22 protein-coding genes are annotated in these 23,214 nt (G+C 33.2%); 10 read left to right on the top strand and 12 right to left on the bottom strand.

The window, feature by feature from the left end; translation table 11 throughout:
- Positions 1-284: 284 nt before the first annotated feature.
- Together LPB88_RS11330 and LPB88_RS11325 are read right to left on the bottom strand one after the other, a co-directional pair.
- Positions 285-1,520: an ABC transporter permease gene (locus LPB88_RS11330; protein WP_230715536.1), complete on the bottom strand. Its 1,236-nt coding sequence runs from the start codon at positions 1,518-1,520 to the stop codon at positions 285-287.
- Positions 1,521-1,640: 120 nt separating this feature from the next.
- Positions 1,641-2,135: a YkgJ family cysteine cluster protein gene (locus tag LPB88_RS11325; protein WP_230715534.1), complete on the bottom strand. Its 495-nt coding sequence runs from the start codon at positions 2,133-2,135 to the stop codon at positions 1,641-1,643.
- A 74-nt stretch (positions 2,136-2,209) separates the two neighbouring features.
- Here LPB88_RS11325 and LPB88_RS11320 point away from each other — a divergent pair, with 74 nt between their 5' ends.
- Positions 2,210-2,917, top strand: a complete 708-nt coding sequence (locus tag LPB88_RS11320; protein ID WP_230715532.1) for a bifunctional 2-polyprenyl-6-hydroxyphenol methylase/3-demethylubiquinol 3-O-methyltransferase UbiG — start codon at positions 2,210-2,212, stop codon at positions 2,915-2,917.
- Between the two features lie 18 nt (positions 2,918-2,935).
- Positions 2,936-3,481 (top strand): YfiT family bacillithiol transferase, encoded by a 546-nt coding sequence (locus tag LPB88_RS11315; RefSeq protein WP_230715526.1) that lies wholly within the window; start codon positions 2,936-2,938, stop codon positions 3,479-3,481.
- A gap of 91 nt (positions 3,482-3,572) precedes the next feature.
- On the opposite strand, the gene LPB88_RS11310 is transcribed toward LPB88_RS11315, so the two are convergent.
- The 8 genes from LPB88_RS11310 to LPB88_RS11275 form a co-directional block, all read right to left on the bottom strand.
- Positions 3,573-4,205 carry a 7-carboxy-7-deazaguanine synthase QueE gene (locus LPB88_RS11310; RefSeq protein WP_089353140.1) on the bottom strand — a complete coding sequence of 211 codons (633 nt, stop codon included), beginning with the start codon at positions 4,203-4,205 and terminating at the stop codon, positions 3,573-3,575.
- A 101-nt stretch (positions 4,206-4,306) separates the two neighbouring features.
- Entirely contained in the window at positions 4,307-5,974 is a 1,668-nt protein-coding gene (locus LPB88_RS11305; RefSeq protein WP_230715524.1) for a lipopolysaccharide assembly protein LapB, read from the bottom strand.
- A 16-nt stretch (positions 5,975-5,990) separates the two neighbouring features.
- Positions 5,991-6,914, bottom strand: coding sequence for a PstS family phosphate ABC transporter substrate-binding protein (locus LPB88_RS11300; RefSeq protein WP_230715522.1), 924 nt, complete (start codon positions 6,912-6,914; stop codon positions 5,991-5,993).
- A 2-nt stretch (positions 6,915-6,916) separates the two neighbouring features.
- Positions 6,917-7,147 (bottom strand): hypothetical protein, encoded by a 231-nt coding sequence (locus LPB88_RS11295; protein ID WP_230715520.1) that lies wholly within the window; start codon positions 7,145-7,147, stop codon positions 6,917-6,919.
- Entirely contained in the window at positions 7,147-7,944 is a 798-nt protein-coding gene (locus LPB88_RS11290) for an energy transducer TonB (protein WP_230715518.1), read from the bottom strand. The genes LPB88_RS11295 and LPB88_RS11290 overlap by 1 nt, the downstream gene beginning before the upstream one ends.
- A 30-nt stretch (positions 7,945-7,974) precedes the next feature.
- A complete protein-coding gene (locus LPB88_RS11285) occupies positions 7,975-8,532 on the bottom strand; it encodes a biopolymer transporter ExbD (RefSeq protein WP_230715516.1) in 558 nt (185 codons plus the stop codon).
- Between the two features lie 19 nt (positions 8,533-8,551).
- A complete protein-coding gene (locus LPB88_RS11280; protein ID WP_230715514.1) occupies positions 8,552-9,178 on the bottom strand; it encodes a biopolymer transporter ExbD in 627 nt (208 codons plus the stop codon).
- A 59-nt stretch (positions 9,179-9,237) separates the two neighbouring features.
- A complete protein-coding gene (locus tag LPB88_RS11275) occupies positions 9,238-10,062 on the bottom strand; it encodes a MotA/TolQ/ExbB proton channel family protein (protein ID WP_230715512.1) in 825 nt (274 codons plus the stop codon).
- A 379-nt stretch (positions 10,063-10,441) separates the two neighbouring features.
- On the opposite strand from LPB88_RS11275, the gene LPB88_RS11270 reads away from it, so the two are divergent.
- Positions 10,442-11,959 (top strand): helicase HerA-like domain-containing protein, encoded by a 1,518-nt coding sequence (locus LPB88_RS11270; RefSeq protein ID WP_230715511.1) that lies wholly within the window; start codon positions 10,442-10,444, stop codon positions 11,957-11,959.
- 77 nt (positions 11,960-12,036) lie between these two features.
- Here the strand turns inward: LPB88_RS11270 and LPB88_RS11265 are convergent, their stop codons facing one another.
- Positions 12,037-13,377, bottom strand: coding sequence for an NAD(P)/FAD-dependent oxidoreductase (locus tag LPB88_RS11265; protein ID WP_230715509.1), 1,341 nt, complete (start codon positions 13,375-13,377; stop codon positions 12,037-12,039).
- Positions 13,378-13,825: 448 nt separating this feature from the next.
- Here LPB88_RS11265 and LPB88_RS11260 point away from each other — a divergent pair, with 448 nt between their 5' ends.
- From LPB88_RS11260 to LPB88_RS11230, 7 genes are all read left to right on the top strand, one after another.
- Positions 13,826-14,434 carry a GNAT family N-acetyltransferase gene (locus LPB88_RS11260; RefSeq protein ID WP_230715508.1) on the top strand — a complete coding sequence of 203 codons (609 nt, stop codon included), beginning with the start codon at positions 13,826-13,828 and terminating at the stop codon, positions 14,432-14,434.
- An 83-nt stretch (positions 14,435-14,517) separates the two neighbouring features.
- Positions 14,518-15,351, top strand: coding sequence for an alpha/beta fold hydrolase (locus LPB88_RS11255; protein ID WP_230715506.1), 834 nt, complete (start codon positions 14,518-14,520; stop codon positions 15,349-15,351).
- A 37-nt stretch (positions 15,352-15,388) separates the two neighbouring features.
- Entirely contained in the window at positions 15,389-16,195 is an 807-nt protein-coding gene (locus LPB88_RS11250; protein ID WP_230715504.1) for a helix-turn-helix transcriptional regulator, read from the top strand.
- A 74-nt stretch (positions 16,196-16,269) separates the two neighbouring features.
- On the top strand, positions 16,270-17,799 hold the full coding sequence (locus LPB88_RS11245) for a class A beta-lactamase-related serine hydrolase (RefSeq protein ID WP_230715502.1): 1,530 nt from the start codon (positions 16,270-16,272) through the stop codon (positions 17,797-17,799).
- Between the two features lie 49 nt (positions 17,800-17,848).
- Entirely contained in the window at positions 17,849-18,316 is a 468-nt protein-coding gene (locus tag LPB88_RS11240; RefSeq protein WP_230715500.1) for a nuclear transport factor 2 family protein, read from the top strand.
- Between the two features lie 234 nt (positions 18,317-18,550).
- Positions 18,551-20,008, top strand: a complete 1,458-nt coding sequence (locus LPB88_RS11235; RefSeq protein WP_230715499.1) for a serine hydrolase — start codon at positions 18,551-18,553, stop codon at positions 20,006-20,008.
- Between the two features lie 206 nt (positions 20,009-20,214).
- Positions 20,215-20,664 (top strand): hypothetical protein, encoded by a 450-nt coding sequence (locus LPB88_RS11230; RefSeq protein ID WP_230715498.1) that lies wholly within the window; start codon positions 20,215-20,217, stop codon positions 20,662-20,664.
- Positions 20,665-20,784: 120 nt separating this feature from the next.
- On the opposite strand, the gene LPB88_RS11225 is transcribed toward LPB88_RS11230, so the two are convergent.
- Positions 20,785-23,175, bottom strand: coding sequence for a penicillin acylase family protein (locus LPB88_RS11225; RefSeq protein WP_230715497.1), 2,391 nt, complete (start codon positions 23,173-23,175; stop codon positions 20,785-20,787).
- Positions 23,176-23,214: the final 39 nt, after the last annotated feature.

The raw sequence follows: 23,214 nt of genomic DNA, 5'->3' as shown, positions 1-23,214 counted from the left end.
GGGTGTGTGTTTTTCTCTTGAATTAAATTTCCCTTCTGAAAACCTATGCCCTAGCCCCGATAAAAGTGGAAATCCTTGTTCGGCACAAAAGATTGGAACGGATAGCGGGAAATAGCTCCTAATCTTTATGAAATTCCAAATCTTAAATTACAAATTCTAATGTTGAGCTTGCTTCTCCCGAAGTCTCGGGACACTCAGCTGGACAAAATTACTTCTCCTTATATATAAGGACAAAAATAAACCCGACAATCGAAACTGGCGGGTTACATAATGTATCTTTAAAATTAATCGAAACGAATCGCTTTGACTGGAGAAATCTTCGTTATAATATAGGACGGAATTAACAGCACTAAAAAGCAAACTGTTACCGTTAACAAATTCAGCAAGATTACATAACCCCAATTTAAATACACAGGTGCCTGATTGACGTAGTAATTTTCAGGGTTAAGTGCAATTACACCAAATTGCTGCTGGATCAACAAAAGCAATAAACCAATTAGATTACCCCAAAACAATCCACGCATGATTAAATAGAAGGCATTGTAGAGGAATATCTTTCGGACGGTCCAGTTATTTGCTCCCATTGCTTTTAAAATTCCAATCATTTGTGTGCGTTCTAAGATTAGAACCAATAATGCCACTACCATATTTATAGTTGCAACTAATATCATGACCGCCAGAATAACTATTATATTAAAATCGAAGAGCTGAAGCCAATCGAAAATATAACTATATTTCTCAATTATCGTTTTGGTATCTAAACTCGATGGTGTTTGTTCGTAAATTTGATTACCGACTTTTTTAATATCATTAAAATCATTTACAAAAACCTCAAACGCTCCAACTTGATCCGGACTCCATTTATTAATTCTTTGTATATGACGAATGTCTCCTATTATATATGTAGCATCAAAATCCTGAAATCCTGAATTAAAAATACCAGCAATTTTAAATCGGCGGCTATTTGGTAATTTACCTTGTTCTTCTTTTACAAAAAAGGTATTAAAACTATCTCCTAATTTTAAATTAAGTCTATTTGCAAGAAACCTAGAAATTATCACTTCTTCGTTTAATGTTTGTGAGAAGTTTGGCAATCTTCCTTCAACAAGATATTCTTTTATATTATTCCAATCATAATCGGCACCAACTCCTTTAAAAATAATTCCTTCAAAAGCATTTTCGGTTCTAATAATTCCCGCTTTACTCGCGATTGCCTGAATATGCTTTACTTCGGGAACTGATTTGAAATTTGGATAAAAATCCTGTTTTTTAGAAATTGGCATCAAAGTTACCTCCGAATTATTATTATCATAATTCGAAATAATAACCTGACCGTTGAAAGCGGAAACCTTATCTCGTATTTTTTGCTGCAAGCCGATTCCGGTAGCAACTGAAACCAGCATCATAATAATACCAATTGCAATTGCCGAAATAGCAATTTTTATAATAGGCGAAGAAATACTGCTTTTATAATCTTTGGCAGTAATTAGTCTTTTGGCTATGAAATATTCTAAATTCAAATTTTCAGTTGTCTTGTATTAATTATTATAATGACATTGCTTTATTCATCGAAATCAAAATTACATTTAAAAAAGTAAAAATATTTTGCTTCTAAAAAACAATTACAAAAACTTTAAGGCTTATAAAGGCAGTTTCTTTTTCATTTCTTCCACTATATTATATGCCGCAGGACAAATAGCAACATTCTTTAGGGTAAGATCAGTAATTTGATGAAATTTCTTTCGATCTGTATGCGGAAATTCTCTACATGCTTTTGGGCGAACATCGTAAATCATGCAATAATTTTCATTATCCAAGAAAGTACATGGAACGCTTTTTAAAACATAATCTTTGTCTTCATCAATTCTGAGGTATTGTTCGATAAATTGTTGCGGCTTTTGCCTGAAAGATTTTGAAATTCTTTCAATATCAGCCAAAGTAAATAGAGGCCCGGTTGTTTTACAGCAATTGGCACATTGCAAACAGTCTGTTTTCATAAATTCAGCATCATGCAAATCCTGCATAACGTAATCTAAATTCTTAGGCTGTTTCTTTTTCAGCTTATCAAAATACTTTTTGTTTTCGATATGCTTATCTTTGGCTAACTTATTTAAGTTATTTAAAATTTGTTTCAAGTTTAAAATTTAAAGTTGATCTGCAAAATTAAGCAACTTTAAACTTGAAACCTTAAACTTTGAACTAAATTAAAATGAAAGATCTATTTGGGAAAGCGATGTTCGACTTTCAAACCAATAATTCACCCAAAAATCTGCTTACAGAAACTTCAATTTCTGAAGAAGATGAAATGAGCGTTGATTATTTGTTCCGTTCTTATAATGAAATGCCAAAAATTGAGCAAAAAGCACTACAATTAGCGACCGGAAAAACTTTGGACGTTGGATGTGGAGCCGGAAGCCATAGTTTGTCTTTACAAAATGATCGCAATCTGGAGGTTATTTCGATTGATATTTCCGAAAAAGCAATCGAGACTTGTAAACTTCGAGGTGTAAAGAACACTAAAGTTCAAGATATATTAGACTTTGAAGGTGAAAAATTCGATACAATTATTTCATTGATGAACGGAACAGGGATTTTTGGAAAACTGGAAAACTGCAACAAATATTTATCTAAACTAAAATCTCTTTTAAATCCTGGTGGGCAAATTTTAATAGACAGCTCAGATATCATTTATATGTTTGATGAAGATGAGGACGGTGGAAAATGGATTCCGTCAAATAATGATTATTACGGAGAACTTGTTTTCAACATTTCTTATAAAGGAGAAAAAGAAGAGCCTTTTGATTGGTTGTATTTAGATTATAATACACTGCAGAATGCAGCAATCGCAAACGGACTTAAATGTGAACTTATTTTGGAGGGTGAACATTATGATTATTTAGCCAAACTTTCTATTTAAAAGTAAAACATTGCAATCATGGAAAAGTTAGATTTAGAAAAATTAAAGTATCCAATAGGAAAATTTGAATTCCCACACGAGTATACCTCTGAGTATATTGCAGAAAAAATTGCAGAAATCGAATCTTTTCCTGAAAAATTAAAAAAAGAAACGACTCATCTGACGGATGAACAATTAGACACTCCATACCGTCCTGGCGGATGGACAGTTCGACAGGTCATTCATCATTGTGCCGAAAGCCACATGAATTGCTATATTAGAATAAAATGGGCATTAACTGAAAATAATCCCGTAATAAAAGCTTACGACGAAGTTTTATGGTCTGAATTACATGACAATTTAAATATGCCAATTCAACCAACACTAGCTTTATTAGAAGGTTTGCATTTTAGATTAGCTTATATAATGAAGAATTTATCAGAAGCTGATTTAGAAAAATCATTCATTCATCCGGAAAACAATTCTGAATATAGAATCAAGCAACTTATTGGAACTTATGCTTGGCATGGGAATCATCATTTGGCACACATTACTTCTTTAAAAAAATACAAAAACTGGCAATAATTAAGAAGCTGTATCTTTTTTACACATTGTATATTATTTACCAAAAACAAAAAATCTCTTCGGACGAAGAGATCTTTTGTTTTTTTAATACTTAAGGGATATTTAAATATTTATGCGTTTGAAGTGAAACCCTCCATTTAGGATTGTTCATTACATAATCAACAATCAACGGCGTCATTTCCTCTTTTTTACTCCATTCTGGCTGAAGAAATAAAATTGCTTTATCATTTACAAGTTCAGCTTGTTCTTCAGCAAAGATAAAATCGTGCTTGTTGTAAATAATCACTTTTAATTCATGTGCATTGTCGTATACAGTTTGAGTTGGTAATTTGTTTTTCTTAGGCGAAAGACAAATCCAATCCCAAGTTCCGGTTAACGGATAAGCTCCTGAGGTTTCTATGTGAACTTTTAAATTTTTATCTTTCAATTGCTGCGTTAACAATGTCATATCCCAAGTTAATGGTTCTCCACCTGTAATTACAACAGTATCCGCATAACTTGAAGCATTATTCACAATTAAATCAACACTTGTTGGCGGGTGCAATTCAGCATTCCAACTCTCCTTCACATCACACCAGTGACAACCAACATCACAACCTCCAATTCGTATAAAGTATGCAGCTGTTCCTGTATGAAAACCTTCTCCCTGAATTGTATAAAACTCTTCCATCAAAGGCAACATTGCTCCTTTATTAACTTCTAATTGTATTTCTTTTGATAACATTATTTTATTTTAAAGTGCAAAGATAGTCAATTAAATACGGAACAAAAAAAACCGATAGCTCTTTGAACTATCGGTTTTTATATTTAATTAAAAGTCTTTAATTATTTTAAAGCTTTTACAGATTGTGTTGCGTAAGCGTTAGTAGGATCTAAAACTAAAGTTTTATTGAAATATTCAACAGCTTTAGCTTTGTCAGTATTAGCATAACTTGCTCCGATACTATTATAAGATTCTACAATTTTTTTAACTGTTGCAGGTTTTGCCAATTCTTCAGCACCTTTAGCAGATGTTCTATTGATATACTCTTGGTAGTTTTTAATGATTAACTCATCTTTTTCTAATAAGTTGTTGATTCTACCTTTGTATAAATAAGCCTCATCGTATGTTGGAGAAGCAATCAAAACTCTATCAAAAGCAGCATCAGCTTTAGCTAAACCAGCAGCGTCAATAGCTGTTTTTTCTTTATTTGCGTTTGCATAGTAAAGTGAGATACCATAATATACATTATCGTTCAAATAATTTTTAGATTCTGTATTAGTAGCACTTAACTCATATAAAGCAGCAGCTTGAGTATATTGTTTTTTAGTAAACAGATCTTTACCAAAATCTCCAAGATCTTCAACTGCCAAAGGCTCCATTGCTACAGCTTTTTTAATGTCAGCTAAACCAGCATCAAAAGCTGCTGTATTAACTACACCGTCAGCACCAGTTCCTTTTTTGATTTTAGCGAATCCTAAATATAAATAATCTTTTGCAATTACTTTATTTGTTGGAACTTTTACATAATCTTCTAATGATTTAATAGCTACATCAATGTTTCCATTTTCATAAGCTGAATATCCTAAATATCTGTAAATCCTAGGATTAACTTTATCCAACTCAATCATTTTGTTAGCTTCAGTTTCAAGAGCTTTATAATCTTTTACTAAAATCAAGAAATCAGCATGACGCATTCTTGAATCCAAAGAATAATCAGTAAGACTCAAATACTTCTCGTAGCTAGAAATTGCTTTTTGATAATTTACTTGTTGAGTAGATGGTTTGTTTCTAGCCCATTTGTAATATGTTTCAGCTAATTCTCTGTAAACAGGACCATAATTAGCATCTAAAGCGATAACTTCATTGAAAGATTTAATAGCTTCTTCATAAGATTTAGCACCTTTTAAAAGAACACCCAATTGCATTTTTGCTCTCAAAAGCGTTGGATCTGCAGTAAATGCATCACGATATGCTTTGTAAGCATCATTTTGATTATTTGCCCCGTGATAAGCATCTCCGATCGCTAAAAGTGCAGTAGCATTTTGTGGCTCAATTAACAAAGCTCTTTTTAAAATTGCAACAGCATTTGTGTAATCAGGACTTGTAGAATTCATGTAAGCTCTACCAATGTAAATAAATTCATTTACATCTTTACGCTTCATATCTTTTGCTGCCAAATCAAAATTAGCTTTAGCAGAAGCTGCATTTTTAGCATCAAGATCTAATTGACCTAATCCAATATAATTTAAGTTTTTCTTATCCGCTGCTTCTAATCCATTTAAGTAATAAATTTTAGCAGAATCAACAATAGTTTGATTTAAGTAAATATTACCTAAAACAAAATTAGCTTCACCATCAGAAGGTTTAGCTTTAATGATTGATTTTAATAATGATTTTGCTTTATCAAATTGCTCAGCATCGATTGCCTTCTTAGCTTGGTTGATATCTTGCGCTTTTGCTACAGAAGCTGAAGCAACTAAGGCAAGACTAAAAATTTTAAATTTATTCATCTTTATTGTAATTAATTTATTCTTTATCGTTTATAATTTGACTTCTAATCTTAAGTTTTCTTCCCGGTGTTCTAACTGGCATCAATCCAGATTTCAAAACAATACGTTGACCAATATCTCCAGCAATGAATGAAGCAAAGCCCATTCCTAAACCTGAATATCCCTGACAATTGATAATATACAAATCACGTGCCAAAGGATATTTCCTTAATATAAGATCACTTTGACTTGGATCATAATACTTATCATCATTTAAGCCTTTTACACTTAAAATATTGATTTTTTTTATCGCCTCAATCATACTTGGAGAAGGTTGTGATAACCAATTTACGCCAACTACCCCAATCATACCATCATTCTCAGAAACGAATTTAATAACTTCATCGTTAGTTTTAAAAGAAAAAACACCTGTAGCGGGAATATTTTTCACTTTAGCCAATTCTTTCATATAACGCACTGTACTTGAATTTGGATTATCAAATACCAAACCTTTAATTCTCGGATCAGATTTACCCTGCATAAAATCGATTACAGTTTTCAACGCAATTAATGTATCATTATTGCTCTTGTTTGAAATTAAAGCAATTGCATCTACTGCGAATGAAGTAACTCTCGGATTTATCTTATTCTTTTCAAATCTAGCTTTTTCCTCTTTAGTTAAATCTCTTGTTGTTACAGCTACCTTTGCTTTCAAATTTAACAAATCATTTATAAGTTCTGCTTCTGACTTAGGTGTTACAGAAATATGAGCTTCATAATAAGTTCCTTCAAAAACAGCAATTTGGTCATCTACAATTGGTTTTACAGTTTCATCAACTGTAATATCCATTTTTCCTTTTAAGATTGTTTCTTTATTAGAATCATTCTTGCTTTTTTGGTTACACATGGCAAACAAAAAGACAAAAACAACCAAACCAAAAACTCTACTATATTTTAACATAATTACTCTGCGTTTGAATTAATTAATCTCAAAAAACGTATTGCCGAATATACTATCAACAAACCACCAAAAGCATATCTGTATTTTGGCTCCCAGTCTAACGGAAGCTTTTCCCAAAACATAATCATTAAACCCAGCACAAGATATATTAAAAAAAACAGTATTCCTAAAACAAGAAGAAATCGCTCTTTGAGCGATTTCTTCTGAATATTATTAAGCATATCTTTTAACATTATTCTGCAGATTGAATAGTAATAGGAAGAGAGTAAAGAACCCTAACTTTTTTACCATTTTGCTCGCCAGGAGTCCATTTTGGACATTTTTTAAGAACACGAATTGCTTCTGCTCCTGTACCATAACCGATATCCCTTAAAACTTTAATGTCGGTTAATGAACCGTCTTTTTCAACTACAAACGTAACGTAAACTTTACCTTTTAAACCTTCTTCTTCCGGAGTCTTGTAATTGTTTCCTACGAATTTGTAGAATTTTTCAATTCCTCCAGGGAAGTCTGGTTTTACTTCGATACCAGCTGTGTTATATACTTGGTTATCTTCTTCAACTACTGCAGCAGTTCCAGTACCTACTGGCTCATCAACAGTTAAAACTGCATCCGGATCTCCTTTGATAGTTTCTGAACCAACTTTTTTATCTTTAAGCTCCTCAATTTTTGGAGGATCTTCAGTAACTTCATTTGCTTTAGCAACAACCGGTTTCACAAACTTCACCTGATCCACTTTTGGTGGTGGTGGTGGTGGTGGTGGTTGGTTAGGCTTTACTTCCTCTTTTTTAGGAGGTAGCTTTATTGTCGCGATCTTAACATTGTTGTTAACATCATCATCAGAAGAATCTGGCAAAAAACTAGCAATAAGAGGAGCTGCAACAGCAAAGCTAAAAATAACAGAACCTATGATAAGAGCTCTAACGGTAGTTTTACCGTTTGATTTTCTTAACTCATATGCACCATATATCTTATTACGCCCTTCGAATACGATATCAAGCCACTGATTTTTAATTATATCTAATTTCATTTTTCTTGATTTTAGTGTATTACAACAAAATTAATTTTGTTTATCTATTAATTTTGTTTCCTCTGGAGAAAATTCAGGTACAATTGCATACGTAGAAACTCCAGTAATAGCCATCTCATCTAAAATATCAACCAAATTACGGTAATTTGATTTTTTAGTTGGTTTGATAATAACTATAATTCCATTCTTAGGTTTCCCTAAAGATGCAGAATAAGCTAAGACTTCTCTTTTTTGCTTCAACAATTCTCTTCTAATCCCATCTTTTCCATATGCAATATCTTTTGGACCAACCTTAGGAGTTGCCAATAATCCCATATAGTAAACCATCTTATTATTTTCTCCCAACATCACAGTCATTGTACGATTCTCATCGACTTTAACCGGTGGAGTTTTATCATCCGGATCTTTATCTGGAAGAGACAAGTCCATTGATTGAGGTTTTGACAACGTCGTGGTCAACATAAAGAATGTGATCAATAAGAAAGCTAAATCTACCATCGCAGTTAAATCTACTTTAGAATTTTGCTTTTTACTTCTTACTTTACCACCTTTTCCGCCACCACCGTCGCCGGTATTTAATTCAGCCATTTTAGTGTATCTTTTTTAATTAAAAGTCTTTTCCTCTCGTACCTGTAACTAAGTTAAAGGAATTGATTTTCTGATCTTGTAAAATATCCATAATCTTTTTGATTTGTGGATATTGTTCTTTAGCATCGCCTTTTATTGCAATCTGCAATTCTTTATCATCAATGTCAATTGCAGCTCTTCTTGAAACCAGCAACCATTCTTTTAATTGATTATCTAAAGAATCGATTGGAATACCAGGTTGATCTGCTTTCACTCTATCAGACGCTTTCATAGCAATGATCTGCTTTAAATTTGCAACTGGAACACCGAAGTCATCCATTAAAGCAAATTTAGTTTTATCATCTTCTGAAAAAGTCACACCGAATTTTGCACCCATTCCTTCAAGAGTTTTTTTACGAATCTCTCTTCCTTTGATGTCAAAAAACACTTTGCTTTTCCCGTCTTTCCCTTTTCCTACTGTAATAATTGCCAAATCAGTATCAGGCAATTTAAATTCAGCAACAGAAGCAGGCATATCTACAGGAAGTGCTTCAGGCACCTTAGCAGTTGCGGTCAAAATAAAGAACGTAAGCAAAAGGAACGCAACATCACACATGGCAGTCATATCTGTCGATGTTGACTTTTTTTTCATTTTTAATTTAGCCATTCTCTTTTTATTTTTATTTTGATATAATTAAACTAGTTAATTATAATATCAAAAATTAATTATTGTTTTAAACTTCCTCTGAATCTTCTGTAAGTGTTTACGATAGTAACACCTGCCTCATCGATAGAGTAAGTTAAATCATCAATTTTAGCAGTAAAGAAGTTATAAGAAACGATTGCTAAGATTGAAGTAGAGATACCTGTTGCAGTGTTGATAAGTGCTTCAGAGATACCTGTTGCAAGAGCAGCTTGATCTGGAGTTCCAGCAGAAGCTAACGCACCAAACGCTTTAATCATACCTGATACAGTTCCTAATAATCCACCTAAAGTTCCTAATGATACTAAAGAAGAGATAATAGTCATGTTTTTTTCTAACATTGGCATTTCTAATGAAGTTGCCTCTTCGATTTCTTTGTGGATTACTTCTGAAGCCTCTTCACTGTTGAAACCTTCTTTTTTAACATCTTGATATTTAATCAAAGCAGATTTAATTGCATTTGCAACTGAACCTTGTTGTTTGTCACATGAAGCGATAGCAGCCTCGATGTTTCCTTCTTTGATACTTCCTTGTACATTTTTCATAAATGCATCTAAGTTACTTTTTCCAGCAGCTTTACCGATAACGATAAATCTTTCAATAGAGAAAACAACAACCATTAAAAGCATACCTAATAATACTGGTACGATAAAACCTCCTTTATATACTGTACCTAATAAATTCAGTGGATGACCTTTTTCTGCATCTCCTCCTTCGAAGTTAGCAGTATCTCCCATAACTACTTTCCAAAGAAACACCCCAACTAAAATACATGCAACAATAATGATTCCTGTAATCATTCCTCCTCCATTTGAAGTGCTTTCTTTTTTAACTTTAACGTTTGCCATTTTTTTTAATTTTAATAGTTTTAAATAATTTTATTTTTTAGTTATATTTAACTTGTAGAGGAGCAAATTTATACGTTTAGTTTAAATAAAAAAACTTTTTTTAATTTAATTGAACGAAATTTAACGTCAATTTAAAAAATATCTCATTAAATTGCCCACGTCATTTTCTAGATAAAACAAAAAAAAGGACGATTAATGGGAAAATTACAACGTTTTAGTAAATATTCAAACATTCCTTTGATATCTTCTTAAAAAGTTGCGAAATTATTTTTTATATAATTTTCAATCGAAAAAAGCTTTTTCTTACTAAAAAAAACGATCTAAAAATGTTAAAAAACAAAGCAATACTCTTATAATCATCTAAATTACAAATAAAAACATGAATAAAAAAGACAATTTCATTCAAGATATAAACAATGGCTATTTATCTAAAGGTGATAGCATCATTCTAGGAGGCGCTATTTTAGATGGAGAGCCAATAGCTGAGGCACACGTCAAAATTCCCCTAAAAACTTTAAACCGCCACGGATTGATAGCAGGCGCTACCGGAACCGGGAAAACAAAAACAATACAGGTTTTTTCTGAGCAACTCTCAAATGCTGGGATTCCGGTTTTGATGATGGATATAAAAGGAGATTTTAGCGGAATTGCCAAAGAAGGAAAAGAGGAAGGTTTTATTACAGAGCGACATACAAAAATAAACATACCTTATAATGTAGCTTCTTTTCCGGTTGAATTGATGTCTTTATCAAAACAAAACGGAGTTCGCCTTCGTGCTACGGTTTCTGAATTTGGCCCTGTGTTATTTTCTCGTATTTTAGATTTAAATGATACTCAGGCCGGAGTAGTATCTGTTATCTTTAAATATTGCGATGACAATCAAATGGCTTTATTAGATTTAAAAGACATTAAAAAAGTCATTAATTATATTACCGAAGAAGGCAAAGATGAAATTGCAGCCAGTTATGGGAAGATTTCGACTGCGACGACCGGAACAATTCTTAGAAAGATAATTGAACTGGAACAACAAGGCGGAGATTTGTTTTTTGGAGAAACATCTTTTGAAACAGATGACTTGATGCGTATTGACGAAAACGGAAAAGGTTACGTAAATATCATCCGCTTGACGGATATTCAGGACAAGCCAAAATTATTCTCGACTTTTATGTTGAGTTTACTAGCCGAAATTTACCAGAAAATGCCCGAAAAAGGAGATGCTGAACAACCTGAATTGGTCATTTTTATTGACGAAGCACATTTAATTTTTAGCGAAGCCAGCAAAGCTTTACTGGAACAAATTGAAACTATCGTAAAACTGATCCGTTCAAAAGGTGTTGGTATTTATTTTGTAACTCAAAATCCAATGGATGTACCAAGCGGAGTTTTGGCACAATTAGGATTAAAAATTCAGCATGCACTTAGAGCTTTTACCGCTAATGACAGACAAGCGATAAAAAAGACTGCCGATAATTATCCTACTTCTCCTTATTATAAAACGGATGAGTTACTGACTAATTTAGGAATTGGAGAAGCTTTGGTTACAGCGCTTAACGAAAAAGGGATTCCAACGCCGCTTGTTGCAACAATGATGCGCGCACCAATGAGTCGAATGGATATTTTGACCGCTGACGAAATCGAAGAAATAAACAACAAATCGAAACTCGTTAAAAAATACATTGAAGAAATTGATCGCGAAAGCGCTTACGAAATGCTGAACAAAAAAATTGCCGATGCAGTTCAAGCCAGCGCAGAGCAAGAAGAGGAAGTGCCAACAAGATCCTCAAAATCTGAACCAAGCACAGCAAGTGTTGTTGGAAAATCTGTATTGAAAGTCGTAACGAGTGCTACTTTTATCAGAGGTGTTTTTGGTGTATTGTCAAAAATGTTCAAGAAGTAAATTCAATATCAAAAATCAATTACAATATCAATGTCAAATTTTAAATTGAATTTTGATATTGTAATTGACATTGAATTTTATTTCTGCAACAACTCGAGAATCTTATTTTCGATTTCAGGAGTGTTCCAGATGTTTTCGATATTATCAGTTCGTAAAACTTTTTCCATGATCTCGTTTTGGAAATCTCCAATAGCCAAAGCTTCGGTATACGGACGGTCACTAAAAGTTACACGACTATAAAGCGGAATCCATTTATCAGGATGCTTATCAGAGAATGCTTTTTCTATTTTCTTTTGTAATAAGAATTTTTCATCAGCCGTTTTCGTGCTCATTTCCATGAAATTGCGATACGAAAGTTCAGCAATTGCATCAGCATTTGGTTTACGTGAGATTTGATATTCAGAGAAAATCTTTTTCCAGTCATCTCCATATTTTTCAATCATTTCGTGTAAAACCGTAATATCCTCAAAACCTGCATTCATTCCTTGTCCGTAAAACGGAACAATAGCATGACAGGCATCTCCAATTAAAGCAATTTTATCTTCATAAGTCCAAGGGAAACATTTCATCGTTACCAAAGTACTTGTTGGATTCTTAAAGAAATCCTCTGCCAACTTCGGAATCACTTCAATTGAATCAGGGAAATTTTTCGTAAAGAAATCCTCCACCATTTTACGATCTATCAACGAAGCAAAAGAATTTTCACCCTCAAAAGGCATAAACAAAGTACATGTAAAACTTCCGTCTAAATTAGGAAGTGCGATTAACATATATTCTCCTCTCGGCCAAATATGAAATGAATTTTTATCTAATTTATGTGTAGCGTCGGCATTTGCCGGAATATTTAATTCTTTATATCCCATATTCAAAAATTCCTGCGAATAATTAAACATGCTTTGACGTTGCATTCTGTGTCTGATTCTCGAAAAAGCACCATCGGCACCAAAAACCATATCATATTTTTTCTCCTCCCACTCTCCTCTTTCTGTTTCGCCAATATGCAAAGTAGCATCGCTTAACGTTACATCCCAGATTTTTTGGTCGAACAAAAACTCCGCTCCCGCTTCTTCAGCAAGATCAATCATTTTCCTGTTCAGAGTTCCTCTGGAAATCGAATAAATCGACTCACCTTCCTGTCCGTAATTCTGAAAATTGAGTTTATCAACCAAATGAATCGCACGTTTGTCCATCGGAATTGCGATTTCCCGCACCGAATCACCAACGCCAACGCCATCAAGCGCTTTCCATCCACGATTAGACATAGCCAGGTTAATAGAACGACCCGAAAAATTAATTTTGCGAATATCAGGACTACGATCATAAACATGAACGGTGTGACCTGCTTTTTTAAGATAAATTGCCAATAGTGATCCTACTAATCCAGAACCTACAACAGCAATTTTTAGTGAAGTTTGCATCAAGAAAAATCTAAATATAAGATCGTAAAAATAAGTAATAATTCTACAAGAGCTTAAAAATAAAGGAAATATTTATGATTTATATGGGCATGACCCGCGGAAAAAAGCGGGTCGGGCTTTCGGCTATATTCCCGATTAACAAAAACTACGACTAAAAAGCCTTGTTTTCTAAATCGGGAGATACTGCTTCTATCACTCATGCAGTACTTGTTTTCATAACAAAATCCTGTTTTTAATGATTTATTAGAAATCCGAAAAAGATTACTTTCGTTAAAGATATAATCTCGCGAAGACAAAGTGAATTTCTCGCAAAGACGCAAAGGCGCCAAGTTTTTTTTATAGCCACATATTAAAATGATTAAAAAAAATCTGCTCAATCTGCAAAATCTGCTTGAAAAAACTTTACGCCCTTGTGGCTTTGTGGCAAAACTATAACCAAACCAATCCTATGAACAACAAATTATTACAATCAGACATTATTCTGGAAAACGAAAAAGCACTATTACTTCCTTTTGAAAACGAAAGAAACATCGAACTAAAAGAAATCATTTTCGACGATGAAATCTGGAAATATATGGGAATGTACGTTCTAAACGATAATGACTTCGAAAATTACATTCAAAACACCTTAAAACAAAAAGCCGACGGGATTTGTTATCCATTTTTAATCATTGACAAAGCCACAAACAAAGTTGCCGGAAGTACACGTTATGGTTATCTAAACCACACAAGTCAAAAATGCGAAATTGGCTGGACTTGGCACGGAAAAGAATTCCAAGGAACGGGTTTAAACAAAGCTTGTAAATATGAATTATTAAAGTTTGGTTTCGAAAACATACAATTCAAAAGAATACAATTCAGCGCTGATTTGGAGAACAAAAAATCACAACGAGCAATTGAAAAGTTAGGTGCGGTTAAAGAAGGGATCTTTAGAAACAATTATGTCGATTCTGAAGGAAAAAGTAAAGATGATGTTTATTATAGTGTGATTTTGGAGGAATGGGAAAATACTAAGCGAGAATATTTTCAGGAAATTAGCAGAACGAACGTTAGATAATAGCTAAAGAAAAAAATAGTATTTTAGCCTTGAGTAATATCATTATTAATCACTCCAAAAATCATCAATCAAAATCAAACCAAATGAAAAAATCAATCCTTCTATTTGCAATTCTCCTATTAACTTTTGCAAAGATTTCTGCGCAGGCAGAAATTAAAACTCCGTATGGAAACAATCCCGAAGCCGGACATTATAAAGAAATCAACGGCTTTAAAATGTATTATGAAGTTTATGGAACTGGAGAGCCTCTGGTTTTGCTTCATGGCAATGGCGGTTCGATTAAAGGTCATACACGCCGAATTGAATATTTCAAGCAAAAATTTCAGGTTATAGCCATTGATAGTAGAGGTCATGGAAAATCTATCGACGATTCAAATAAACAATTGAATTATGTTCAAATGGCTGATGATGTTAGTGTTTTATTAGATTCTCTTAAAATTAAAAACGCTAATATTTGGGGTCAGAGCGATGGTGGAATTCTGGGCCTTTTATTAGCAATTAATCATCCAGATAAAACAGCTAAAGTAGCCACTTTTGGTGCCAATATATTTCCTGGTAAAAAAGCTATTTTTAACGAAATTGATCAAATGGTTATGGACACTTTAAAAACAACAAAAGATCCTCATACCAAAAATCTTTATACTTTATTAGCTTATCAGCCCAACATTAGTGAGAAAGATTTGCAAAAAATTAAATGCCCTGTTTTAATTATGTCCGGCGACAGAGATGTTATAAGATTAGAGCATTCGATAAAAATCTTCAATAATATTGAAAATTCCAACTTCTTCGTAATGCCCGGCGCTACTCATTTTGGTGCTTATGAAAAACCGGAACTTTTTAATCTGGTTTTAATGAGTTTTTTCACTGAGCCTTTTAAGAAAACATCAAGCGTAGAATTATTTACAGGAAAAAAATAAGAGCCAAACAATCATTCAATAACATAATAATCTCCAAATGAACCTATATTCAGAATATTATGTAAGTGAAAATTGCGAGCGGTTTGTCAACAAAATTTGGTATCTCGATAACAGCATCGGCGAAAGCCTTATCGAAAACAAACTTGTTTTACCTAACGGCTGTTTTAATCTCGCAATTGTGAGCGGAAATGCGATTGAAGTTCATACAAGTAAGAACAAATACACGATGAACGAAGGTTTTTACTTCTGTTCGCAAATGACCAATAAAGTTTTGGTTAATATTCAGCCCAAAACTAAAATTACGATAATACAATTGCACGCTTGGACACTTTCGATGTTTCCTATTTATGATTTGAGCAATTTTACAGATTCTATTCTCAAAATCGATCAAATCGAATTGCCTTTCAAAACTAAAATTGATTCGGGTTTAAACAGCGATATTTCGGAATTAATAAATACACTGAATACTTATTTTGAAGAATTAAGTTTTTCAAATCCTGTTAAAAACCAAATCGAAAAAATTTGCGAGATTATAAAATTTCACAACGAAGAAATTACGGTTTCGGAAATCGGGAAAAGCCTAAATGTTTCTCAACGATTGCTGCAGATTAAGTTTAAAACCGCAACCGGACTTACGATTAAAAATTACATTCAGATTCTGAAATTCAGAAAATCGGTCGATCAAATGGTGAATTCTGATTTAGAAAAACTAAAATTAACCGATGTGGCACTTTATAATAAATATTTTGATCAGTCGCATTTTATAAAAAAGTTTAAAGATGTGACCAAAACAACTCCAAAAATGTTCAATTCAAGTTTGTATTTTCTTTCACAAAAAAGATAAGATTTCGCATTTGTACAATTTTGTGAGTAATGATTAAACTAATATTGCAAAATCATCAATCAAATCAATCACAAATGAAAATCAACAAATCATTCTTCCATTTCAAAGCAATTTTAATTGGAATCTTACTTTTTCAAGTTCAAATTGGCTTTTCTCAAGAAGAAAAAAACTCAGAATTGTACAAAACTATAATGTCAAAAGATAGCCTTCTTTTTAATATCGGCTTTAATACTTGCGACGTATCTCAGTTTGAAAATCTTTATAGCGAGAACTTTGAATTTTATCACGATAAAGACGGCCCTTCTGACAAAGCTGTTTTTTTAACCAATCTTAAAAAGGGCTTGTGCCGCTCGACCGACACTTATAGAGCCAGAAGATATTTAGTACCTAATAGTACTGAAATATATCCGCTTTATAATAAAGGTGTTTTGTATGGTGCAATGCAAATGGGTATTCATCAATTTTACGAAAAATCAGTTGGGAAAAATGAGTCTCTTGCAGATGCAAAAGAAAAATTTGGCAGCACGGCACGATTTACCCATGTCTGGCTTTTAGAAAATGGTGTTTGGAAATTGAGAAGATCTTTTAGTTATGATCATCAAGAGACTAATACGGCAGGCACAAAATCGGATCTTTTTGATAACGATCAGGAAATTCAAAAATGGTTAACACAAAACAATGTTCCAACCTTGGGAATTGGCGTTATCAACAACGGAAAACTACAGGAAATAAAAGTTTTTGGCGAACTTAAAAAAGGAATTACAGCGCCATATAACACGATTTGGAATGTTGCTTCGTTGACAAAACCTGTAACGGCAATAGTTGCCTTGAAACTCGTAAGTGCAGGAAAATGGGATCTTGATGAACCACTTTACAAATATTGGACAGATCCGGATATTGCAAATGATCCAAATACTAAACTCTTAACAACAAGAATTATCCTAAGCCATCAAACGGGTTTCCCGAATTGGAGATTTATGAATGAATCAGGCAAACTGGATTTTAAATTTAAACCCGGCACAAAATATCAATATTCTGGCGAAGGGTTAGAATATTTGAGAAGAGCGCTTGAAAAGAAATTCCACAAAACATTAGATCAACTGGCGAATGAATTAGTTTTTCAGCCTCTAAAAATGACCGATACACAAATGATCTGGAATGATAAAATCGATCTTTCAAGATATGCCATTAATTATGACAATAAAGGAAATGCTTATGAGCCTACTAAAAATAATACAGCAAACGCTGCCGATGATTTATTAACGACGATTAAAGATTACGGAACATTTTTGTGCAGCGTAATGAACAGCGACGGATTAAGCAAAAAAGTTTTTGACGATATGACTTCACATCAGGTCGAAACGAAGAAAAACAAATACTTTGGACTTGGATTTGAAATCTATGATTTAGGAAACAATGATTATGCATTATCTCACGGCGGCGCAGACAAAGGCGTTCAGACCATTGTAATATTACTTCCGAAGACAAAACAAGGTTTGGTTATTTTTACCAATGTTGACGATGGTTATAAGGTTTATGAAAAAATAGTGAATCATTATTTGGGTGAAAACGGAAAGAAAATAATTGAGATAGAAACGAAATAAGCACAAGTCAAAAAAATCAGGCATTAACAAAATCCTAATTATGAAACTCATGATAAAACTATTTATCCTTATACTATTATTTTTAACTCAAGTAGTTTTTGCCCAAACGAACAATGAAGTTCTAAAAATGGCTGCTTTGAAAACAGAAATTATCAAAATGGATAGTTTGCTTTTTTCAGTTGCATTCAATCAATGCGACACTACGCTTTTCAAAAAAATAATTGCCGACGACATCGAATTTTACGATGACCGCTCCGGATTAAATACTTCTAAAGGAAATGAGATAAAATCTTTAATCTCAAAATGTGTGATGGCTAAAAAACTGACCCGAAAATTAAACTCCTGCACAATTGATAAATTAGGTGATTTTGGAGCTGTGCAATTGGGCGAACATACATTCTATTTTGATGGTAAACCGGAAGGCACCGGAAAGTTTGTTCATATTTGGGAACGAACTGGTAATGATTGGAAATTAAAAAGAATTGTTAGTTACGAGCATAGACCTATTAAAAAATAGCTCTTCAAACCTGTTGTAATTCCGCATTAGCAAACGTATTTGAAAAAAAATTGATTAAAACTGAAACCAAATGATCTTTTTGTTGTCTATTAAGATTAAAGCATCGTTAAAAACTTTGCTTTAATTTGTAATTTCGTTTAACAAATTAAATTACAAACGTTTACAGAGTTTCAGTCATCCAATCAAAAAATCAAACAACGTTTTAATAATCTTAATTACTAATCATCAATCATCATGAAAAAACCAATCAAACTTATTGCACTCAGCGCAATTCTTTTATTTTTCACAATCACTATTAACGCTCAGGATAAGGCCAAACAAATAGACCAGCTTTTGAGTAAATACAACGAATACGGACAATTTAACGGATCTGCGCTTGTATCTCAAAACGGAAAAATTATTCTGAAAAAAGGATACGGTTTTGCTAATATGGAATGGGACATCCCAAATCAAGGCAATACTAAATTTAGATTAGGCTCAATCAGCAAACAATTTACCTCTTTACTAATTGTAAAATTAGCCGAAGAAGGAAAAATTAAACTCGATGTGCCAATTACAACTTACTTACCGGATTATCCGAAAGCAAATGGTGATAAAATCACGATTCATCATTTACTAACACATACTTCAGGAATTCCGAATTATACTTCTTTCCCAAATTTCTTTAAAGATGTAAGCCGAAATCCATATACTCCCGAAGAGTTTGTAAAAACATTTTCGAGTATGCCTCTTGACTTTACTCCTGGCGAAAAATTCAGTTACAGCAACTCGGGGTATTTTGTATTGGGATACATTATCGAAAAAATCACCGGAAAATCATACGAGCAAAATTTGCAGGAAACTATTTTTACTCCATTAAATATGGTAAATACAGGTTATGATCACAGTGATATTATCACAAAAAACAGAGCTGCGGGTTATGAGAAAAAAGGTAAAATAATTGTAAATGCTTCATATATCGATATGAGTCTTCCGTATGCTGCGGGTTCTTTATATTCTACTGTCGAGGATTTATATCTTTGGGATCAGGCACTTTATACCAACAAATTACTTTCTTCAGCATCAATGGCCCTTATGTTTAAACCATATATTGCTGCAGGCGGAGATGATTTTTATGGATACGGGTGGTTTACCAATGAAGAAACCATTGGAAAGAGTACTACCAAAATAAGAATCGTAGAACATGGTGGAGGAATCAACGGCTTTAATACAGTGATTTCACGCATTCCTGCTGATAAAAACTTAGTTGTTTTATTGAACAATACCGGCGGAACTGTTTTAGGCGAAATGAATAGTGCTATTAGAGCAATCTTGTACGATCAGGCTTATGATCAACCTAAAAAATCATTGGCATTTGAACTCTTGGATGTTTACACACAAAAAGGAGCTGCAATTGGAACAGATACTTATAAAAAATTGAAAAACGATCCTACTTATGGCATTAAAGAAAATGACATAAACCAAGTGGGTTATCAATTATTACAATCCGGAAAAAAGAAAGAAGCTATAGAAGTTTTTAAAATTAATGTAGAAACTTTTCCTAAATCAGGCAATACTTATGACAGTTTAGGCGAAGCTTATCTGGCTGATGGAGATAAAACACTGGCTATTACAAATTATAAAAAATCAGTAGAACTTGATCCAACAAACGAAAATGGAAAAAAAGTTCTTGTCGAAATTTCTAAAAAATAGTACTTATAAGACAAGTATTCAAGGACAGCAATCCTAATTCTTACTTACTCTGGTAGTTCTGGTTTATGACCAAAATTATCAGAGTTTTTTTATTTGAAATTGCATTTTCTGATTCCATATTTAGTATAAAAAAACTATTTTAGCACTGCCAAAACAAATCTAAAATTACAACTGTTATAGCTGTAATTTATACCAAATATTAACCTATGAAAAAATTAAAGAAGCAAACTCTTTTAGTGTTATTAGTATGCATGTTTATTCCGGTTGCTGTTATTTCTCAAACAGCTGCGCCAAAAGTAGCAATGCCTACACAGCAAAATAAAATCATAATCGACAAAATTGTAGAAGCTACACATTACAAAAACTACGTTGTAGACTTTTGTTTAACTACTATAAACGAAGCCGCTGCTACAGAAAAATGGAACGATCAAAAAACAATTGAAACTACAGAAAGCATCAATTATAAAAACTTTAGAGATGCTGTTTATAATATGTTTGCTTTTTATAACGAAATAGATCTGGAGACATTATTGAAAAAGTATCAAAAAGACACTGCATATCAAACTGCAAATGTCATGACCACTAACGATGCCTTAGCTTACAATCTTGAGATATTTGCTAATGATGTTGTTCGTGGAAGATATATTTCTAAATAAAGGTTCAGAGCTGCAAAGGTTCAAAGGGACAGAGGTTTAAAACCTAAAATCTTTGTCAAAGTTTTAAACTTTGACAAAGATTGCCCAAACTTGAAACCTGAAACTTTAAAGAATCTAAACCTACTCCCCTTTCGGTTTTAAAACCAATTTTGTCGAAGTTTTAATAATCTCCTCTTTATTCAATTTCATCTTTCTGAATTTTCCAGCATTGTACATTTCCGCCTGATCATCATAATGTTTACTGAATGGATTTCCGGATTGTCCCGTTGGCAGAATACTCCAACTATTTTCGATATCTGAGAAATCTACAATTCGTCTGGTCGAAGGCCCGCCTTTTGTATGGTATTTACCTTCTTTATTAAATCCGAAGAACTGATTATTTATTACTTCATTTGCCCCTGGATCAGCAAATGGTCCAACATTAAATAATCTTCGTAAAGCTGCCACTTTTCCTAACGGATGCTCGTGTTCTACCGTATGTACTTTGCCCCAATTCCAATCGGCAACCTGAGTTCCTAATTGTATCTGAAGTGCTGCAATAGCTTCATGAAATGATTTTGAAACAATTTCGCTTCTGGTTTCTTTTACGTTTTTAGTTTTAATATTATCCCACCAAACCGAGTTTTCATTCTCGATTTGTCTGGCAATAATTTGTTTTCCTAAAGAAGTATCCAGAAATAAAGTAAAATTATCGGCACCCATTTCATCTTCAAAAGTATTTTTCAGATATAAATAAATCCATTTGTTGTAAATCGTTGGCGCAACATCTTCCAAATTATTAGTTCCTTTCCAGGATTTCAAAACTTCAATCGCTTCTTTTTCTTTTGCCGATATTGAGTTATTGTTTACATTCGAAATCAAACTCTGAACCACACCAGGAGAAACTGGCGAAGTATTATCAAAAATCATTTTACTGATCGTTTCTTTATCCCAATCTGATTTTGCATCCATTAAGCTCGAAATTCTTTTTGCACGATCTTCCGGCAAATAATATCCTGGATATAAAAATCCGTCAATTGCTTCCGGCTGATTATTTGCAGAATAAACATAACCCCATTTTGGATTTTCGGCTGATGGATTCTTCGAGAAATCCAGATATTCTTTGATATCATCTTTACCACTTGCACCATCCAGAATAAGAAACGTATTTACTCCCTTATCATGTTTATAAAGTGTTCCTGTTGCCCACCAAGCCACATTTCCTTTAGCATCGCCATACATTACATTCAATCCTGGTGCGGCAACCAATCCTACTGCTTTTCTAAAATCGTCTTTACTTTTAGCATGCGAAAGTCCATAAACTGCATCCAAAATTTTGATTGGCTGTTGGGTATAAATCCATGACATCGCAATTGGGTTTTTCTTATCTAAACGATCTAAAACATCATTCATAATTGGTCCATGTCGGCTTGATTTAACTGTCAAAACCACATCCGACGTATCTTTTACTTTTATCGTTTTTGTACTGGTTTCATAAGTTGCAAAACCAGTTGGCGTTTGATATTGATTTGGATCTCCCGCTTTATTCTTTTCCTGATAAAAATCGATATCATCATTTTCGAACATCGTCAAACCATAAGCATAATTGCGATTATGGGCCAATAACGGATATGGTGTTCCTGCCAAATAACATCCGTACAATTCAAAATCAGGTGTAATCAAATGCGCTTCGTACCAAGTTCCAGGCTGCGAGAAACTAATATGTGGATCATTGGCAAAAATCACTTTTCCGCTTTTTGTTTTATGAGGTCCGGCAACCCAACTGTTACTTCCCACAAATGGCGGAATTGGAGAATTATCCAATAATGCTGCTACAGATTTTGAAATCGTAGTGTATTCATCCATATTCTCTTTAGAAATCTTGATTCTAGTAGTATTGAACTCGCCTTCAATTCCTAAATCTTTCAAATATTCGACACCATATTTATTACGAACAAAAGTCAATAAAGGATCAGTTTTTTGAGCCATTGCAAAACTAAAAGACATATATCCAAAAATATTATAAACGTCTTTTATCGTAAACTTTTCCTTTTTCACCCCAATCAAAGTAAACTCAATCGGCGTTACACCTTCCTCTAAATATTGATTAATTCCGTCAAGATACGCCATTGTCATTTTATAGCTCTGACTGTTTTTGTCTAATTTGGCAATGGCTTTCGCCGAAGCTTCTTCGATACCAATTCCGGAGAAAAATTTATCATTTTTAAGCGCAACAGATCCAAAGATTTCAGACAATTTTCCGGGTGCAATTCTACGAAGTAATTCCATTTGCCATAATCTTTCCTGCGCATGAACATAACCAAGAGCTGTCATCGCATCCTTTTCCGAATCGGCATAAATATGAGGAACTCCAAAATCATCAAAATAAACCGTGGTTTCTTTCTGGAGATTTTTCAACTGAACCTCGCCTTCATACTTGGGCTTTAAATGAAAAATATAGGCACATAAACCTATTCCAAGAACAACAATCAAAACGAATAAAACCAGCAGAATTCTTTTAATTTTTCTCATATTTATAAAAAAGTATAATAGTAAATGATTCTCTAATGA

This window comes from Flavobacterium sp. JAS (genome assembly GCF_020991455.1).
Lineage (GTDB): Bacteria > Bacteroidota > Bacteroidia > Flavobacteriales > Flavobacteriaceae > Flavobacterium.
The sequence above is the reverse complement of the archived record's forward strand: the minus strand, read 5'-3'. Positions and strand labels throughout refer to the sequence as shown.

What these genes read in the sequence shown, in the direction of transcription:
- LPB88_RS11320 (WP_230715532.1), top strand. Translation starts at nt 2,210, where the DNA reads ATGAAAGATCTATTTGGGAAAGCGATGTTCGACTTTCAAACCAATAAT.
- LPB88_RS11315 (WP_230715526.1), top strand. Translation starts at nt 2,936, where the DNA reads ATGGAAAAGTTAGATTTAGAAAAATTAAAGTATCCAATAGGAAAATTT.
- LPB88_RS11310 (WP_089353140.1), bottom strand. Translation starts at nt 4,205, where the DNA reads ATGTTATCAAAAGAAATACAATTAGAAGTTAATAAAGGAGCAATGTTG.
- LPB88_RS11305 (WP_230715524.1), bottom strand. Translation starts at nt 5,974, where the DNA reads ATGAATAAATTTAAAATTTTTAGTCTTGCCTTAGTTGCTTCAGCTTCT.
- LPB88_RS11300 (WP_230715522.1), bottom strand. Translation starts at nt 6,914, where the DNA reads ATGTTAAAATATAGTAGAGTTTTTGGTTTGGTTGTTTTTGTCTTTTTG.
- LPB88_RS11295 (WP_230715520.1), bottom strand. Translation starts at nt 7,147, where the DNA reads ATGTTAAAAGATATGCTTAATAATATTCAGAAGAAATCGCTCAAAGAG.
- LPB88_RS11290 (WP_230715518.1), bottom strand. Translation starts at nt 7,944, where the DNA reads ATGAAATTAGATATAATTAAAAATCAGTGGCTTGATATCGTATTCGAA.
- LPB88_RS11285 (WP_230715516.1), bottom strand. Translation starts at nt 8,532, where the DNA reads ATGGCTGAATTAAATACCGGCGACGGTGGTGGCGGAAAAGGTGGTAAA.
- LPB88_RS11280 (WP_230715514.1), bottom strand. Translation starts at nt 9,178, where the DNA reads ATGGCTAAATTAAAAATGAAAAAAAAGTCAACATCGACAGATATGACT.
- LPB88_RS11275 (WP_230715512.1), bottom strand. Translation starts at nt 10,062, where the DNA reads ATGGCAAACGTTAAAGTTAAAAAAGAAAGCACTTCAAATGGAGGAGGA.
- LPB88_RS11270 (WP_230715511.1), top strand. Translation starts at nt 10,442, where the DNA reads ATGAATAAAAAAGACAATTTCATTCAAGATATAAACAATGGCTATTTA.
- LPB88_RS11265 (WP_230715509.1), bottom strand. Translation starts at nt 13,377, where the DNA reads ATGCAAACTTCACTAAAAATTGCTGTTGTAGGTTCTGGATTAGTAGGA.
- LPB88_RS11260 (WP_230715508.1), top strand. Translation starts at nt 13,826, where the DNA reads ATGAACAACAAATTATTACAATCAGACATTATTCTGGAAAACGAAAAA.
- LPB88_RS11255 (WP_230715506.1), top strand. Translation starts at nt 14,518, where the DNA reads ATGAAAAAATCAATCCTTCTATTTGCAATTCTCCTATTAACTTTTGCA.
- LPB88_RS11250 (WP_230715504.1), top strand. Translation starts at nt 15,389, where the DNA reads ATGAACCTATATTCAGAATATTATGTAAGTGAAAATTGCGAGCGGTTT.
- LPB88_RS11245 (WP_230715502.1), top strand. Translation starts at nt 16,270, where the DNA reads ATGAAAATCAACAAATCATTCTTCCATTTCAAAGCAATTTTAATTGGA.
- LPB88_RS11240 (WP_230715500.1), top strand. Translation starts at nt 17,849, where the DNA reads ATGATAAAACTATTTATCCTTATACTATTATTTTTAACTCAAGTAGTT.
- LPB88_RS11235 (WP_230715499.1), top strand. Translation starts at nt 18,551, where the DNA reads ATGAAAAAACCAATCAAACTTATTGCACTCAGCGCAATTCTTTTATTT.
- LPB88_RS11230 (WP_230715498.1), top strand. Translation starts at nt 20,215, where the DNA reads ATGAAAAAATTAAAGAAGCAAACTCTTTTAGTGTTATTAGTATGCATG.
- LPB88_RS11225 (WP_230715497.1), bottom strand. Translation starts at nt 23,175, where the DNA reads ATGAGAAAAATTAAAAGAATTCTGCTGGTTTTATTCGTTTTGATTGTT.